The organism is Pseudomonas sp. ZL2 (genome assembly GCF_054788455.1).
Genome location: NZ_JBGOGX010000004.1, coordinates 248,378 through 265,212 on the forward strand (window position 1 = coordinate 248,378; position 16,835 = coordinate 265,212).

A 16,835-nucleotide genomic window follows, 5' to 3' on the forward strand; every position below is an offset into this window, starting at 1 on the left:
ACGGCCAGCGTCATCTCAGGCGTTGGCGCGATCGAGCAGGTACTGGGTCAGCAGCGGTACCGGGCGGCCAGTGGCGCCCTTGTCCTTGCCACCGCTGATCCAGGCGGTACCGGCGATGTCCAGGTGGGCCCAGTGGTAGGCCTTGGCAAAGCGCGACAGGAAGCAACCGGCGGTGATGGTGCCGGCTTTCGGCCCGCCGATGTTGGCGATGTCGGCGAACGGGCTGTCCAGTTGCTCCTGGTACTCGTCGAACAGCGGCAGCTGCCAGGCGCGGTCGTCGGCGCGCTTGCCGGCGTCGAGCAGTTGCCCGACCAGCTCGTCGTTGTTGCCCATCAGGCCTGAGGTGTGGCTGCCCAGGGCGACGATGCAGGCGCCGGTCAGGGTGGCGATGTCGATCACTGCCTGTGGCTTGAAGCGCTCGGCGTAGGTCAGGGTATCGCACAGCACCAGGCGGCCTTCGGCGTCGGTGTTGAGGATCTCGACGGTCTGCCCGCTCATGGTCGTGACGATGTCACCCGGACGGGTAGCGCCGCCGCTTGGCATGTTCTCGGCGCAGGCCAGCAGGCACACCAGGTTGATCGGCAGTTGCAGTTCGAGCACGGCGCGCAGGGTGCCGAAGACGCTGGCAGCACCGCCCATGTCGAATTTCATTTCATCCATGCCGGCGCCGGGCTTGAGGCTGATGCCGCCGGTGTCGAAAGTGATGCCTTTGCCCACCAGCACGAAAGGCTTCTCGCTTTTCTTGCCGCCCTGGTAGTTGAGCACGATCAGGCGTGGCGGCTGGTCGCTGCCCTGGCCAACGGCGTAGAAGGCGCCCATGCCCAGGTCCTTGATCTTCTTCTCGTCCAGCACCTCGACCTTGAGGCCCTTGAATTCCTTGCCCAGGGCCTTGGCCTGTTCGGCCAGGTAGCTCGGGTGGCAAACGTTCGGTGGCAGGTTGCCCAGGTCGCGGGTGAAGCCCATGCCGTTGGCGATGGCGACAGCGTGCTTGACCGCGCGCTCAACGTCGCTGGCGCCGGCCTTGGCGCTGAGCAGGGTGATCTTCTTCAGGGCGCGAGGTTCGGCCTTCTTGCTCTTGAACTGGTCGAAAACGTACTGGCCATCGAGCAGGGTTTCGGCAAGCAGGCGGGTCTTGCCATAGAAGGCATCGCGGCCGGTGACGGCGACGTCGTCCAGGGCCAGTGCCGCATCGCTGCCGTTCAGGCCTTTGAGCACTGCCAGCACGCTGGCAATGACCTTGCGCCAGCTACGATCACCCAGTTCGGCATCCTTGCCGGTACCGACCAGCAGTACGCGCTCGGCCTTGAGGTTGGGCAGGCTGTGCAGCAGCAGGGTCTGGCCGACCTTGCCGGCCAAATCGCCGCGCTTGAGCACGCTGGCCAGGGCACCGCCGGTGGCTTCGTCGATGGCTTTGGCAATGGCGCCGAGTTTGCCGCCTTCTGCCACGGGCAGTACCAGGGTGGCGGTTTTCAAGGATGCTGCGGCTACGCTTTTTACAACCAGTTCCATGTCAGGTTCCCCGAATGATCTGTCGGTGCGCGTTGTCTATGCAGGCGCTGTCGTGGCCGCGTGGTCGCGTACCAGTGCTAAAGCCCCCAGTTTGAGCCTGCTTCGCCCGCCCTGACAACCCCGAGATGAACCATTGTGCAGCGCCAAGTGACAGGCACGGTCAATCACAGGATAATGCGCCAACTTTTACCCGGGTCCGCTCTGGCGAGCGGGCTACTATCTTGGCTGTTATGGATTTCTTGTTCGGCTGTCCGAGCCTGACAACCCAGGAGTGTCTGGTTTGATCGTCTTTCGTTATCTGTCCCGCGAGGTCCTGGTGACCTTGAGTGCCGTCAGCGCCGTGCTGCTGGTCATCATCATGAGCGGGCGCTTCATCAAGTACCTGGCCCAGGCGGCCCAGGGCGTGCTCGATCCGAGCGTGCTGTTCCTGATCATGGGTTATCGCCTGCCGGGGTTCCTGCAGTTGATCCTGCCCCTCGGCCTGTTCCTCGGTATTTTGCTGGCCTATGGCCGGCTGTACCTGGAAAGCGAGATGACCGTGCTGTCGGCCACCGGCATGAGCCAGCAGCGGCTGCTGGGCATGACCATGGCTCCGGCGGCACTGGTTGCCCTGCTGGTGGCCTGGCTGAGCCTGAGCCTGGCGCCCCAGGGCGTTACCCAGGTGGCGCAGATCATCAACCAGCAGGACGCCCTGACCGAGTTCGACACCCTGGTGCCGGGTCGCTTCCAGACCCTGCGCGATGGTTCACGGGTGACCTACACCGAAGAACTGTCGGAAGACCGGGTCAACCTGGGCGGCGTGTTCATTTCCGAGAAACGCTTCAGTCAGGACAAGACCAAGGATCGCGGACCGTCGGTACTGGTCGCGGAAAAGGGCCACCAGCAGGTCAACGCCGATGGCAACCGTTACCTGATCCTGGAAAACGGTTACCGCTATGACGGCAACCCCGGCCAGGCCGACTACCGTGCGATCAAGTACGACACCTACGGGGTGCTGTTGCCCAAGCCTGAAGTCAGCGAGGAAATCACCGAGCGTGAGGCCATCCCGACTTCGCAACTCTTTGGCAGTGACGGCCTGCGCGAACGTGCCGAGCTGCAATGGCGCCTGTCGTTGCCGCTGCTGGTATTCATCGTGACCCTGCTGGCGGTGCCGCTGTCGCGGGTCAACCCGCGCCAGGGCCGTTTCCTCAAGCTGCTGCCGGCGATTCTTCTGTATATGGCGTACCTGACAATGCTGATCGCCGTGCGTGGCGCCCTGGAGAAAGGCAAACTGCCGATCGGCCTGGGCATCTGGTGGGTTCACGGCCTGTTCTTGCTGATCGGCCTGGGGCTTATGTATTGGGAGCCGTTGCGCCTCAAGCGTGCCGCTCGCCGTGCGGAGGTGGCCCATGGTTAAGCTCGACAGCTACATCGGCAAAAGCGTGCTGATGGCCATTCTGGCCGTGCTGGGGATCATTCTCGGCCTGGCTTCGCTGTTTGCCTTCATCGACGAGATGGGCGACATCACCGACACCTACACGGTGATGGACGCCAGCAACTTCGTCTTGCTCACCGCGCCGCGGCGGCTGTACGACATGCTGCCGATGGCTGCGCTGATCGGCTGCCTGATCGGCCTGGGCAGCCTGGCCAGCAGCAGCGAACTGACCATCATGCGCGCCGCTGGCGTGTCCATTGGCCGGATTGTCTGGGCGGTGATGAAGCCGATGCTGGTGTTGATGCTGGCCGGTATCCTGATTGGCGAGTACCTGGCCCCGGTAACCGAGAACAAGGCCCAGGCCGACCGTTCCCTGGCCCAGGGCGGTGGTGAGGCGCAGAGTTCCAAACGTGGCATGTGGCACCGCCAGGGTGATGAGTTCGTGCACATCAACTCGGTGCAGCCCAATGGTCTGCTGTACGGCGTGACCCGTTATCGCTTCGACAACGAGCGGCATATGCTGACGTCCAGCTTTGCCCGGCGCGCCCAGTACCAGGACGATCACTGGCAGCTCAGCGATGTGACCACCACGCATTTCCGCGGTGACCACACCGAAGTGGTCAAGGCCGCCGAAGAGCGCTGGGATGTTTCCGTCACTCCGCAACTGCTCAATACCGTGGTCGTGGCGCCAGAGTCGTTGTCGATCACCGGCCTGTGGGATTACATCCACTACCTGTCCGACCAGGGCCTGAACAACGCCCGTTACTGGCTGGCGTTCTGGACCAAGGTGCTGCAGCCGATGGTGACTGCGGCCCTGGTGCTGATGGCCATTTCCTTCATCTTCGGCCCCCTGCGTTCGGTGACCTTGGGCCAGCGAGTATTCACCGGGGTGTTGGTGGGCTTTGTGTTCCGCATCGCCCAGGACCTGCTCGGGCCTTCCAGTCAGGTATTCGGCTTCCCGCCGTTGCTTGCGGTGGTGCTGCCGGCGGCGATCTGTGCGGTGGCGGGGTTGTGGTTGTTGCGGCGCGCTGGATAGGGCGTTGCACACAAGAAAAAGCCGACCCTTGGGTCGGCTTTTTTCTGCCTGCTATTTCTTGAGCTTGGGAATTCGCACCAGTTGAGTGTCGGAGTAGATGTCGTGCCAGCTGCGCTTGCGCTTGTCGAACAGTGCCCAGATGAAACCCAGGCCCAGGCACAGCCACGAGCCGATCGACACCACAAAACGCAGCAGCGCCTGCCACAGGCTGATGGCGCTGCCATCAGCGTTCTGCACGCGGATGCCCCACACCTGCATGCCCAGGGTCTGGCCGCCATGGGTCCAGAACTTGGCAAAAAAACCGAACAGGGCGAAGAGCAAAATAGTCGATAGCAGCGGGTCGCCGTCCAGGGCGCCGGCTTCGGTCAATTCGCGCATGCGCGCCTCACCGAGAAAGGCCATCTGGATCATCTTGTATGCACCGGCAGTGACGATCAGCAGCGCGGTGCACAGCAGGAAATCATAGAACATGGCGGCCAGGCGGCGGCCAAGGTCGACAGGGGGAAATTCACCCTCGGGCTGTAACAGGTGCTTGGGCACTGGCGAGGCCCTCCTTGCGCAAAACGCCCATTCTACGGAATTGCGCGCACAAAAAAGCCCCTGCTGTTGCCAGCAGAGGCTTCTTTGTTGATGAAGATCAGCCTTCGGCTTGAACTTCGTCAGCCTGCATGCCTTTCTGGCCTTGCACGGCGATGAAGGTGACTTTCTGACCTTCTTTCAGGCTCTTGAAGCCGTTGCCCTGAATAGCGCGGAAATGTACGAACAGATCCGGACCGCTTTCTGGAGTGATGAAACCAAAACCTTTCTCGTCGTTAAACCACTTGACGGTACCGCTCTGACGTTGGGACATTGTCTTATTTCCTTTGAAACTTAGAATTAGTAACAGCTTCTTCCAAATGAAAGAGTACTGGGCTGGGTTGCAGGAAAGTAAGAGACGTCGAACGGGTGTAGCAAACATCAGAGCTACTGCCCAGGTCACGAACCATAGCGACCCATGCAAACACAGTGCACAGACAATACGCTAACTTTGAAGACAAAAACAAGCCCTGCAGACCGCTGCCGCTGTGCCTTTTAGCCACCGTTCGGTGGATTTTTTCCGGCTCATTCCAAGCGGTGTTGCAACGCTTTTCGAAAGTTATAAAACGCGTTCGAAATCGAAAACCCGAACGCGTCATGACACTCTGTTTCAAGTAACGATTCAGCCGCGATAATAGCGCTGCGCAACGAACGGCATCTTGCTGACTTTCATCGCCACGCGCTTGCCGCGAACAATGGCCCACACCGGGGTATCCAGTGCGGTATGCGCCGCATCCAGGTAACCCATTGCCACTGGCGCATTCAATGACGGACCAAAGCCGCCGCTGCAGATGCTACCGATTACCGTGCCCGCTTCATCGACAATCTCGGCGCCTTCACGGACCGGCGTTCGCTCCTGCGACAGCAGGCCCACGCGTTTACGGGCAACACCGCTTTGCTGTTGGGCGAAGATCGCTGCGGCGCCCGGGAAGCCAGCGGCACGCTCGCCGTCGGCGCGGCGGACCTTGGAGATGGCCCACAGCAGGCTGGCTTCGATCGGTGTGGTCTGGGTGTTCATGTCGTGGCCGTACAGGCACAGGCCGGCTTCCAGGCGCAACGAATCACGTGCCCCCAGGCCGATTGCGGCTACTTCCGGTTCGGCCAGCAGACGGCGCGCCAGTTCTTCGGCTTTTTCTACCGGAACGGAAATCTCGAAACCGTCTTCACCGGTGTAGCCCGAGCGGCTGACAAAACAGTCGGCGCCCAGCAGTTGCACCGGCTGGAACTGCATGAAGGTCATTTTCGCAACCGCAGGTGCCAGGCGCTCCAGTACCTTGACCGCCGCCGGCCCCTGCAGGGCCAGCAGGGCGCGCTCTTCGAACAGTGGCTGGATCTGGCACTGATCGCCGATGTGCTTGCGCAGGTGGGCCAGGTCCTGTTCCTTGCAGGCCGCGTTGACCACCAGGAACAGTTCGTCGTTGCCCAGATTGGCGACCATCAGGTCGTCGAGGATGCCGCCTTGTTCGTTGGTGAACATGGCATAGCGCTGCATGCCCACCGGCAGGTCGATGATGTCGACCGGCACCAGGGATTCCAGGGCCTTGGCCGCAGCGGCGCCGCTCAGGCGGATCTGGCCCATGTGCGAAACATCGAACAGGCCGGCGTGCTCGCGGCTGTGCAGGTGCTCTTTCATCACCCCCAGCGGGTACTGGACTGGCATGTCGTAACCGGCGAAGGGCACCATGCGGGCGCCCAGTTCCAGGTGCAGGGCGTGCAGCGGGGTCTTGAGCAGTGTTTCGGTGGACATTGATGACTCCTTGGGGCTTGAGAGGGTGTCAGCATTCGATGATGTTGACGGCCAGACCGCCGCGGGCGGTCTCCTTGTATTTGCTTTTCATGTCGGCGCCGGTCTGGCGCATGGTGCGGATGACTTTATCCAGCGAGACGAAGTGCTGCCCGTCACCGCGCAGGGCCATGCGCACGGCATTGATAGCCTTGACCGAGCCCATGGCGTTGCGCTCGATGCAGGGCACCTGGACCAACCCGCCGATCGGGTCGCAGGTCAGGCCCAGGTTGTGTTCCATGCCGATCTCGGCGGCGTTCTCGACCTGCTGCACGCTGCCGCCCATCACTTCGCACAAGGCGCCGGCGGCCATCGAGCAGGCGACGCCGACCTCGCCCTGGCAACCGACTTCGGCACCGGAGATCGAGGCGTTCTCTTTATAGAGGATGCCGATGGCGGCGGCCGTGAGCAGAAAGCGCACCACGCCGTCGTCGTTGGCGCCCGGGATAAAGCGCATGTAGTAGTGCAGCACTGCCGGGACGATACCGGCGGCGCCATTGGTCGGCGCGGTGACCACGCGTCCGCCGAAGGCGTTTTCTTCATTGACGGCCAGGGCATACAGGTTGACCCAGTCGAGCACCGACAGCGCATCGCGCAGGCTCGCCTCCGGGTTGCTGCACAGCTGGCGGTACAGCGCTGCGGCACGGCGCTTGACCTTGAGCCCGCCAGGCAGGATGCCCTCGTTGCGACAACCGGCGGACACGCAGTCCTGCATGACCTGCCAGATGCGCAACAGGCCGCTGCGGGTTTCGCTTTCCGGGCGCCAGGCCGCTTCGTTGGCCAGCATGATCTGGCTGATCGACAGGTTCTGCGCGGTGCAATGGCCGAGCAGTTCCTTGGCGGTCTTGAACGGGTAGGGCAGAACGGTGCTGTCTTCGACGATGCGATCGGCGCCGGCCGCGTCCTCATCGACCACGAAACCACCGCCTACCGAGTAGTACTCGCGGCTGCGAATCTGCAAACCGGCGGCGTCAAAGGCACGGAAGATCATGCCATTGGGGTGAAAGGCCAGGGGCTTGCGGATCATTGCCAGGTGCTGCTTTTCGACGAAGTCGATTTCATGCTCGCCGAGCAGGTTGAGCCGGCCGCTGCTGCGGATGGCCTGCAGGCGTGCGGGGATGCTTTCGGTATCGACCGTGTCCGGGTGTTCGCCTTCAAGGCCGAGCAGCACGGCCTTGTCGCTGCCGTGACCTTTGCCGGTGGCGCCAAGCGAGCCGTAGAGTTCGGCCTTGACGCAGACCGTGGCGCTGAGCAGCTCGTCGCGGCGCAGGCCTTCGGCAAAGCGCGCGGCGGCGCGCATGGGGCCGACGGTATGGGAACTGGAGGGGCCGATGCCGATCTTGAACAGGTCGAAGACGCTTAGTGACATGGTCGTACCCTCATTGTTGGGGAGAAGCATCGCCGGCAAGGCCGGCTCCCACAGGGTTCTTTGGTGTTCTCGAAACCTGTGGGAGCTGGCTTTGCCAGCGATGAGGCCATCAGGCCGGACTCAGACGTCCTGATAGCTCTCGATCGACGGGCAGGCACAGACCAGGTTGCGGTCGCCGAACACGTTGTCGACCCGGCCGACCGGTGGCCAGTATTTGCCTTCCACCAGCGATGCCAGCGGATACACCGCCTGCTCGCGGCTGTACGGGTGGCTCCACTCACCGGCGATCTCGGCGGCGGTGTGCGGGGCGTTCTTCAGCGGGTTGTCGTCCTTGTCCAGGCTACCGCTTTCTACCGCGCGAATCTCTTCGCGGATGCGGATCATCGCCTCGCAGAAACGGTCCAGTTCTTCTTTAGACTCGCTTTCGGTCGGTTCGATCATCAGCGTGCCGGCTACCGGGAACGACATGGTCGGGGCGTGGAAGCCGAAGTCGATCAGGCGCTTGGCCACGTCATCGACGCTAATGCCGCTGCTGTCCTTGATTGGACGCAAATCGAGGATGCACTCGTGCGCCACCAGGCCGTTGCTGCCGGTGTACAACACAGGATAGTGCTCTTCCAGGCGGCGGGCGATGTAGTTGGCGTTGAGGATGGCCATCTGCGATGCGCGCTTGAGCCCGGCGCCTCCCATCATGCGGATATACATCCAGGTGATCGGCAGAATGCTGGCGCTGCCGAATGGTGCGGCGCAGACCGCGCCCTGCTTGTTGTCCATGTGCGCGTGGCCGGGCAGGAACGGTGCCAGGTGCGACTTGACGCCGATCGGGCCAACGCCCGGGCCGCCACCGCCGTGGGGGATGCAGAAGGTCTTGTGCAGGTTCAGGTGCGAGACATCGCCGCCGAACTTGCCCGGTGCGCACAGGCCGACCATGGCGTTCATGTTGGCACCGTCGATGTACACCTGGCCGCCGTTGTCATGGATGATCGCGCAGATCTCGCCGATGGCTTCTTCGAACACGCCGTGGGTCGAGGGGTAGGTGATCATCAGCGCGGCGAGGTGTTCGCGATGCTCGATGGCCTTGGCGCGCAGGTCGTCGATGTCGACGTTGCCGCGGGCGTCACAGGCGGTGACCACCACGCGCATGCCGGCCATGTGGGCGGTGGCGGGGTTGGTGCCGTGGGCCGAGGACGGGATCAGGCAGATGTCGCGGCGTGCTTCACCACGGCTCTGGTGGTAGGCGCGGATGGCCAAGAGGCCCGCGTATTCACCCTGGGAACCGGCGTTGGGCTGCAGCGACACGGCGTCGTAGCCGGTGGCGGCGCAAAGCATCGCCTCCAGTTCGCTGGTCAGTTGCTGGTAACCCTGGCTCTGTTCTGCCGGGGCGAACGGGTGCAGGTTGCCGAATTCGGCCCAGGTCACCGGGATCATTTCGCTGGCGGCGTTGAGCTTCATGGTGCACGAGCCCAGCGGGATCATGGTGCGGTCCAGGGCCAGGTCCTTGTCGGCCAGGCGGCGCAGGTAGCGCATCAGCTCGGTTTCACTGTGGTAGCGGTTGAACACCGGGTGCTCGAGGATCGCCGACTGGCGCAGCAGGGCGCGAGGCAATTGCGCTTGAACGCTGGCAGCGAGGGCGGCGAAGTCCGGAGTGGCCTTGCCGTCGGCGAACAGCTGCCACAGCGCTTCCACGTCTGCCTGGGTGCTGGTTTCATCCAGCGACAGGCCCAGGCGCTGGGCGTCAATCTGGCGCAGGTTAAGGCGCTGGGCGCGGGCCTGGTCGTGCAGGGCGGCGGTGGCGCTGCCAGTGGCCAGGGTCAGGGTGTCGAAGAAGTGTTCAATCTCGACATTCACACCCAGCTGCTGCAGGCCGGCCTTGAGGATCGCGGTCAGCGCATGGGTGCGTTCGGCGATCTGCTTCAGGCCCTGGGGACCATGGTACACGGCGTACATGCTGGCGATGTTGGCCAGCAGCACCTGGGCGGTGCAGATGTTGCTGGTGGCTTTCTCGCGGCGGATGTGCTGCTCGCGGGTCTGCATGGCCAGGCGCAAGGCGGTCTTGCCGAAGCGGTCGATCGAGACGCCGACCAGGCGGCCCGGCATGTCGCGCTTGAACGCGTCGCGGGTAGAGAAGTAGGCCGCGTGCGGGCCACCGAAACCCAGCGGCACGCCGAAGCGCTGGGCGCTGCCAATGGCCACGTCGGCGCCGAATTCGCCCGGTGGGGTCAGCAGGGTCAGGGCCAGCAGGTCGGCAGCCACGGCAACCAGGGCATTGGCGGCGTGGAAGCGCTCGACCAGCTCACGGTAGTCGAAGACTTCACCGCTGCTGGCCGGGTATTGCAGCAGGGCACCGAAGAAGGCGCTGACATCGCCCAGTTCACGCTCGTCGCCGACGATGACGTCGATACCCAGCGGTTCGGCCCGGGTACGCAGCACGTCGAGGGTCTGCGGATGGCAATGCACGGAAGCGAAGAAGGCGTGGCTGCCCTTGTTCTTGCTCAGGCGTTTGCAGAAGGTCATGGCTTCGGCGGCAGCGGTGGCTTCGTCGAGCAAGGATGCGTTGGCGATCGGCAGGCCGGTGAGGTCGCTGATCAGGGTCTGGAAATTCAGCAGCGCTTCCAGGCGGCCCTGGGAAATCTCAGGCTGGTATGGGGTGTAGGCGGTGTACCAGGCCGGATTTTCCAGCAGGTTGCGCAGGATCGGCGCCGGGGTATGGCAGTTGTAGTAACCCTGGCCGATGAAGCTCTTGAACAGCTGGTTGTTGCCAGCGATAGCCTTGAGCGAAGCCAGGGCCTCGGCTTCGCTTTGCCCAGCGCCCAGCTCCAGGACGCTGGTGCCCTTGATGCTGTCGGGGATGACGGCGGCGCTCATGGCTTCCAGCGAGTCGAAGCCGAGGGTGGCGAGCATGTGCTGCTCGTCGCGCTGGCGTGGGCCGATGTGGCGAGCGATGAATTCGTTGGCGGTGCCGAGGTTGATGGTCATGGCGGTTCCTCAGGCGTCAGCGTTGGCTTTGATCAGGCGGTCGTAGGCGTCCTGGTCGAGCAGTTGCGCGACGGCGCCGGCGTCGGCCGGGATGAAACGGAAGAACCAGCCTTCACCCAGCGGATCTTCGTTGACCAGCTCGGGGTTGCCTTCGAGCTGTTCGTTGACCGCAACCACTTCGCCGGTCAGCGGCATGTATACGCCACTGGCAGCCTTGACCGATTCGACGGTCGAAGCTTCGGCACCTTTGTCGTAGCTTTGCAGCTCCGGCAGTTGCACGTAGACCACATCGCCCAGGGCGTTCTGGGCGAAGGCGGTAATCCCGACGGTGACGCTGCCGTCAGCTTCGGTACGCAGCCATTCGTGATCTTCGGTGAATCGCAACTCGCTCATGGAAACTCCTCAAGGGCCGCAGGGGACGGCTGTGGGCGTGGCTCAAGTGAGCCCAGGGATGAGCAATGCCATAGCAATAATGCGGCCATCTATAAAATATCGTTATAAAACAATATGTTATAAATTTTCTGAGTAATGGAAAGTTTACAGCTGTAGCGAAATCGCTACAGCCGAAGCCGGGAAAAAAAGCGCAAGGGGATCAGAACCTTGCGCCATGGCCCTGAAACTGTGCTGTATCGATATTGTTACGCTGTAGCGATTTCAGTACGGCCGGTCAGGGCTTGGTCGGGATGCCGTATTTGCGCAGGCGATGGGCAATGGCGGTATGCGAGGTTTGCAGGCGGCTGGCCAGCTGGCGGGTCGAGGGGTAGCTGCTGTAGAGCTTGGTCAGCAGGTTGCGCTCGAAGTCTTCCACGGCCTGTTCCAGGCTATCGACTTCAGCGTCATGCCCACGGGCCACCGAGGTGCCGGCGATGTCCAGGTCACCGATGTCCACCAGGCTGCTTTCGCTGATGGCGGCGGCGCGGAAGATCACGTTCTGCAGCTGACGCACGTTGCCCGGCCAACGGTTACCCAGCAGCGCCGGGTAAGTGGCCGGGGCCAGGCGGCACAGCGGGCGCTGGATCTGGGTGCAGGCCTGCTGCATGAAGTAGCGCGCCAGCAGGAGGATGTCCTGGCCACGCTCGCGCAGCGGCGGCACCTGCAGGTTGAGCACGTTCAGGCGGTAGAACAGGTCTTCGCGAAAGGTGCCTTCGGCGACCATCTTTTCCAGGTCGCGGTGGGTGGCGCTGAGGATCCGCACATTGACCTTCACCTCACGGTCGCCACCGACCCGGCGAAAGCTGCCGTCGTTGAGAAAACGCAGGAGCTTGGCCTGCAGGTACGGCGACATTTCGCCGATCTCGTCGAGGAACACCGTGCCCTGGTTGGCCAGTTCCATCAGCCCCGGCTTGCCGCCGCGTTGTGCGCCGGTAAAGGCGCCGGGGGCGTAGCCGAACAGCTCGCTTTCGGCCAGGTTCTCCGGCAGCGCCGCGCAGTTGAGCGCCAGGAAGGGTGCGCTGTGACGGCTGCTGATGGCGTGACAGGCGCGGGCCACCAGCTCCTTGCCGGTACCGGTTTCACCGTGGATCAACAGCGGTGCATCCAGGGCCGCCACGCGCAGGGCGCGGGCCTTGAGGGTGCGGATCGGCGGTGAATCACCCAGCAGTGCATCGAAGCCCTCGGCGTGATCATGGTGCAGCGCCGACAGCCGTTCGCCGATGCGATTGGGCTGATACAAGGTCAGCAGTGCACCGGCGTTGGTGATCGGCGTGGCATCGAGCAGCAGCGTCTGGCCGTTGAGAGTCACTTCGCGCAGGGGCAGGTGGAAGCCCTGTTCGATCAGGGCTTCAAGCAGGCCAGGGTCGCCAAACAGATCGGCCACCGAACGGTCGGACGGCTCCTGGCCGCACAGCGCCACCAGCGCCGGGTTGGCCAGCAGTACATGGCCGGCGCTGTCCAAGGCCAGTACCGGATCGCTCATGGCCGCGAGCAGGGCATCGAGCTGCAGGTGACGACGCTGGCCGGGGAGGATGTCGACCACTTGTACGGTTTGCACGCCATGCACGTTGAACAGCGCGTCGTGCAGCTCTTCGAGCACGTGGGGGCTGAGGGTCGGGGCGTCGATGTAGACGTTCGGCGGCACCATCTCCACGGCGTCCAGGTTGAGGTTGCGGGCGCCGAGCAGGGCCAGCACTTCCTGGGTGATGCCGACGCGGTCGATGAAACTGACGTGGATGCGCATGGGGGGAGGGGTTCAAGGCTGGCGAAGGCACCAAGTATGCCTTGCGACCGCTGTGCGGTCGAATCGCTGGCAAGCCAGCTCCCACAGGATCGGCGCATGCATTTCCCTGTGGGAGCTGGCTTGCCAGCGATGAGGCCCGAAGGCTATTCCAGATGTTCTGGCTTGACCGAGTCGCCAGACTTCACATCCAGCTGAGTCCGAATATCATCGAACATCAGGTCATAGATCTTGTGAGTCGATCCCAGGCTCTCGAATTTCTTCGGCGCTGGCAGGTAGCTCTGGGCCTTGCGAGTGGCGAGGCTGAGGAAGCTGGGGAGGACCTGATCCTTGGCCAGGAAGAAGTTTTCGTCCACCGGCTTGCCTTCGATGCTGCCATGCATGCGGAACTGAATGCCTCGGCCTTCCCTGGGGTCCTGCGCCACTTCGTAATTGATGTTCAGGTCATAGCTGTGATCATTCTTGTTCAGCGCGGTGCGCTCGATATGGACGTGACCAGGTTGAAACTGGGCCATGGTGCGATCCTCCGGAAGGTTGAAAACGGCGGGCCCGCAAGCCCGCCCACTGCATTCAACGGTAGCTGATTCCAGGCTTCGAGGTGCTCACCCGGGTACCGGCCGTACCCTTGACGATATCTTCGATGTCGGCCAGCGAACCGATAACCGCCACTTTGCCGGTATGGCGGGCGAAGTCGCAAGCGGCCTGGACTTTCGGGCCCATGGAGCCGGCGGCAAAGCCGAGGCGTTCGAGCTCGTCCGGGTGCGCCTGGGCAATCGCCTTCTGGCTCGGCTTGCCATAGTCGATGAACGCCGCGTTGACGTCGGTGGCGATCACCAGCAGGTCGGCTTCGAGCTGTTCGGCCAGCAGCGCCGAGCACAGGTCTTTGTCGATCACCGCTTCGATGCCCTTGAGCTTGCGGTCGGCGTCATACATGGTCGGGATGCCGCCGCCACCGGCGCAGATGACGATGCTGCTCTTTTCCAGCAGCCATTTGATCGGGCGAATCTCGAAGATGCGCTTGGGTTTCGGGCTGGCGACCACACGGCGGTACTTGTCGCCGTCGGCCTTGACCACCCAGCCTTTCTCCTTGGCCAGGCGCTCGGCGTCTTCCTTGCTGTAGACCGGGCCGATGAACTTGGTCGGGTCCTTGAAGGCCGGGTCGTTGGCGTCCACTTCGACCTGGGTCAGGAGGGTGGCGAACGGCACTTCGAAGTCCAGCAGGTTGCCCAGCTCCTGTTCGATGATGTAGCCGATCATGCCTTCGGTTTCGGCCCCGAGCACGTCCAGCGGGTAGGCTTCGTCCGGCTTGTAGGATTGCGCCTGCAACGACAACAGGCCGACTTGCGGACCATTGCCGTGGGCGATGACCAGTTCATTGCCTGGGTGAATCTTGGCGATCTGCTCGGCGGCGATGCGGATATTGGCGCGCTGATTGTCTGCAGTCATGGGTTCGCCACGGCGCAGCAGGGCGTTGCCGCCCAATGCAACAACGATACGCATGATGATGTCCTTTTAGCGTTGGCAGCGAAGCTCTTGTGGGAGCTGGCTTTGCCAGCGATTCAGGCACCGCGCAGTAACGGGTACTGCGCCGATACCATCGCCGGCAAGACCGGCTCCCACAGGAGCGAAGGTTCGCTCCCTGAATGGATTACAGGTCAGCCAGGGTCGACACCAGGATCGCCTTGATGGTGTGCATGCGGTTTTCCGCTTGCTCGAAGGCGATGCAGGCTGGCGACTCGAACACGTCGTCGGTCACTTCGATACCGTTGGCCAGGTGCGGGTACTGCTCGGCGATCTGTTTGCCGACCTTGGTGTCGGAGTTGTGGAACGCTGGCAGGCAGTGCATGAACTTGGTCCGCGGGTTGCCAGTGGCTTTCATCAGCTCGGCGTTGACCTGGTACGGCAGCAGTTGCTGGATGCGTTCGCCCCAGGCTTCAACCGGCTCGCCCATCGATACCCAGACGTCGGTGTGGATGAAATCGACGCCCTTGACCGCCGCTTTCGGGTCTTCGGTGAGGGTGATGCGTGCGCCGCTTTCTTCCGCATATTTTTTGCAACGGGCGACCAGGTCGTCGTGCGGCCACAGGGCTTTCGGCGCGCAGATGCGCACGTCCATGCCAAGTTTGGCGCCGACCAGCAGCAGCGAGTTGCCCATATTGTTGCGGGCATCGCCCAGGTAGGCGTAGCTGATGTCGTGGATCGGCTTGTCGGCGTGTTCACGCATGGTCAGCACGTCGGCGATCATCTGGGTCGGGTGATATTCGTCGGTCAGGCCGTTGAACACCGGCACACCGGCGAATTTGGCCAGCTCTTCGACGATTTCCTGCTTGAAGCCACGGTACTCGATGGCGTCATACATGCGCCCGAGTACGCGGGCGGTGTCCTTCATGCTTTCCTTGTGGCCGATCTGCGAAGAGTTCGGGTCGATGTAAGTGACGTTGGCGCCCTGGTCGTAGGCAGCCACTTCGAAGGCGCAACGGGTGCGGGTCGAGGTTTTCTCGAAGATCAGCGCAATGTTGTTGCCTTTGAGGTGCTGCTGCTCGGTGCCGGTGTACTTGGCACGTTTCAGGTCACGGGACAGGTCCAGCAGGTAGCGCAACTCGCGAGGGGTGTGGTGTTCCAGGCTCAGCAGGTTACGGTTGTGGATGTTGAACGCCATGATGATTCTCCTGTTCTGGTGAACGGAAAGCGGTGATCGGCCCGCCTGCACCCGTGGGTGCAGGCGGTTGATGGTCGTTTTAGTAGTCGATAGGGTCGCGCACGATCGGGCAGGTCATGCAGTGACCGCCGCCGCGGCCACGGCCCAGTTCGCCGGCGCTGATGGTGATGACTTCGACACCGGCCTTGCGCAGCAGGGTGTTGGTGTAGGTGTTGCGGTCGTAGCCGATGACAACGCCGGGCTCCAGCGCCACCACGTTGTTGCCGTCATCCCATTGCTCGCGTTCGGCGGCGAAGCTGTTGCCGCCGGTTTCCACCACGCGCAGCTGCTTGAGGTTGAGGGATTCGGCGACCACGTCGAGGAAGGTCTTGTTCTCGCGGCGCACGTCCATGCCGTACGGCTTGCTGCTGTCCGGACGAATGACGAACGGGACGATTTCCTTGACCACTTCCGGGAAGACCGTGACCAGGTCGCGGTCGCAGAAGCTGAACACGGTATCCAGGTGCATCGCGGCGCGGGATTTCGGCAAGCCGGCCACCACGACCTTCTCGACCGCACCTTTGGCAAACAGCGATTGCGCCAGTTGACCGATGGCCTGGCGCGAGGTGCGCTCGCCCATGCCGATCAGGACCACGCCATTGCCGATCGGCATGACGTCGCCGCCTTCGAGGGTGGCCTTGCCGTGGTCATGATCCGGGTCGCCGTACCAGACTTCAAAGTCAGCACCGCTGAACTCGGGGTGGAACTTGTAGATCGCGGTGGTCAGCAGGGTTTCCTGGCGTCGCGCCGGCCAGTACATCGGGTTGAGGGTCACGCCGCCGTAGATCCAGCAAGTGGTGTCGCGGGTGAACTGGGTGTTGGGCAGTGGGTCGAGCAGGAAGCTGGAGTGGCCCAGGTAGTCGCGGTACATCTTGATGACGCTGGCGCCTTCGCTGTCGGGCAGGTCTTCACCGGCCACGCCGCCGATCAGGAACTCGGCCAGTTTGCGTGGCTCCAGGCCTTCGAGCCAGCTGCGCACTTCGTTGGTCAGGCCGACACCGACGGTGTCCGGGGTGATCTTGCGGTCGAGGATCCATTTCAGTGCTTCGGGGTTCTGCACGGTCTCGGTCAGCAGGTTGTGCATTTCCAGCACTTCGATGCCGCGTTCACGCATTTTGGTGACGAAGTCGAAGTGGTCGCGCTTGGCCTGGTTGACCCAGATGACGTCATCGAACAGCAGGTCGTCGCAGTTGCTCGGCGTCAGGCGCTGGTGCGCCAGGCCAGGGGAGCAGACCATCACTTTGCGCAGTTTGCCGGCTTCGGAATGTACGCCGTACTTAACTTTATCCGTGGACATGGTT

The 16,835-nt window shown here is 62.8% G+C and carries 14 protein-coding genes; 2 read left to right on the forward strand and 12 right to left on the reverse strand.

Annotation, left to right across the window (positions count from 1 at the left end; genetic code table 11):
• Positions 1 to 15: 15 nt before the first annotated feature.
• Complete coding sequence (locus ABM562_RS07140; protein ID WP_115088567.1) at positions 16 to 1,509, reverse strand: leucyl aminopeptidase; 1,494 nt, start codon at positions 1,507 to 1,509, stop codon at positions 16 to 18.
• Positions 1,510 to 1,789: 280 nt separating this feature from the next.
• On the opposite strand from ABM562_RS07140, the gene lptF reads away from it, so the two are divergent.
• Both lptF and lptG read left to right on the forward strand, forming a co-directional pair.
• The gene (gene lptF / locus ABM562_RS07145; RefSeq protein WP_115088566.1) at positions 1,790 to 2,905 is read left to right on the forward strand and encodes an LPS export ABC transporter permease LptF; all 1,116 of its coding nucleotides are present in this window, start codon (positions 1,790 to 1,792) and stop codon (positions 2,903 to 2,905) included.
• The gene (gene lptG, locus ABM562_RS07150; protein WP_115088565.1) at positions 2,898 to 3,959 is read left to right on the forward strand and encodes an LPS export ABC transporter permease LptG; all 1,062 of its coding nucleotides are present in this window, start codon (positions 2,898 to 2,900) and stop codon (positions 3,957 to 3,959) included. Before lptF ends, lptG begins: the two co-directional genes overlap by 8 nt.
• 51 nt (positions 3,960 to 4,010) lie before the next feature.
• Here the strand turns inward: lptG and ABM562_RS07155 are convergent, their stop codons facing one another.
• From ABM562_RS07155 to arcA, 11 genes are all read right to left on the reverse strand, one after another.
• Entirely contained in the window at positions 4,011 to 4,499 is a 489-nt protein-coding gene (locus tag ABM562_RS07155) for an RDD family protein (RefSeq protein WP_115088564.1), read from the reverse strand.
• Positions 4,500 to 4,596: 97 nt separating this feature from the next.
• A complete protein-coding gene (locus ABM562_RS07160) occupies positions 4,597 to 4,809 on the reverse strand; it encodes a cold-shock protein (RefSeq protein ID WP_007931076.1) in 213 nt (70 codons plus the stop codon).
• 348 nt (positions 4,810 to 5,157) lie between these two features.
• Positions 5,158 to 6,282: a glycine cleavage system aminomethyltransferase GcvT gene (gene gcvT / locus ABM562_RS07165; protein WP_460421271.1), complete on the reverse strand. Its 1,125-nt coding sequence runs from the start codon at positions 6,280 to 6,282 to the stop codon at positions 5,158 to 5,160.
• Positions 6,283 to 6,310: 28 nt separating this feature from the next.
• Positions 6,311 to 7,687, reverse strand: a complete 1,377-nt coding sequence (locus ABM562_RS07170; RefSeq protein WP_115088562.1) for an L-serine ammonia-lyase — start codon at positions 7,685 to 7,687, stop codon at positions 6,311 to 6,313.
• A gap of 120 nt (positions 7,688 to 7,807) precedes the next feature.
• Positions 7,808 to 10,663: an aminomethyl-transferring glycine dehydrogenase gene (gene gcvP / locus ABM562_RS07175; protein ID WP_115088561.1), complete on the reverse strand. Its 2,856-nt coding sequence runs from the start codon at positions 10,661 to 10,663 to the stop codon at positions 7,808 to 7,810.
• Positions 10,664 to 10,672: 9 nt separating this feature from the next.
• Positions 10,673 to 11,056, reverse strand: a complete 384-nt coding sequence (gene gcvH, locus ABM562_RS07180) for a glycine cleavage system protein GcvH (protein ID WP_134064142.1) — start codon at positions 11,054 to 11,056, stop codon at positions 10,673 to 10,675.
• Between the two features lie 274 nt (positions 11,057 to 11,330).
• A complete protein-coding gene (locus tag ABM562_RS07185; RefSeq protein ID WP_134064140.1) occupies positions 11,331 to 12,839 on the reverse strand; it encodes a sigma-54-dependent transcriptional regulator in 1,509 nt (502 codons plus the stop codon).
• Positions 12,840 to 12,982: 143 nt separating this feature from the next.
• On the reverse strand, positions 12,983 to 13,351 hold the full coding sequence (locus ABM562_RS07190) for a DUF5064 family protein (RefSeq protein ID WP_038996905.1): 369 nt from the start codon (positions 13,349 to 13,351) through the stop codon (positions 12,983 to 12,985).
• A gap of 55 nt (positions 13,352 to 13,406) precedes the next feature.
• Positions 13,407 to 14,336: a carbamate kinase gene (gene arcC, locus ABM562_RS07195; RefSeq protein WP_045196411.1), complete on the reverse strand. Its 930-nt coding sequence runs from the start codon at positions 14,334 to 14,336 to the stop codon at positions 13,407 to 13,409.
• Positions 14,337 to 14,484: 148 nt separating this feature from the next.
• Positions 14,485 to 15,495 carry an ornithine carbamoyltransferase gene (locus ABM562_RS07200; RefSeq protein ID WP_115088557.1) on the reverse strand — a complete coding sequence of 337 codons (1,011 nt, stop codon included), beginning with the start codon at positions 15,493 to 15,495 and terminating at the stop codon, positions 14,485 to 14,487.
• Positions 15,496 to 15,574: 79 nt separating this feature from the next.
• Positions 15,575 to 16,831: an arginine deiminase gene (arcA, locus tag ABM562_RS07205; protein WP_115088556.1), complete on the reverse strand. Its 1,257-nt coding sequence runs from the start codon at positions 16,829 to 16,831 to the stop codon at positions 15,575 to 15,577.
• Positions 16,832 to 16,835 lie beyond the last annotated feature (4 nt).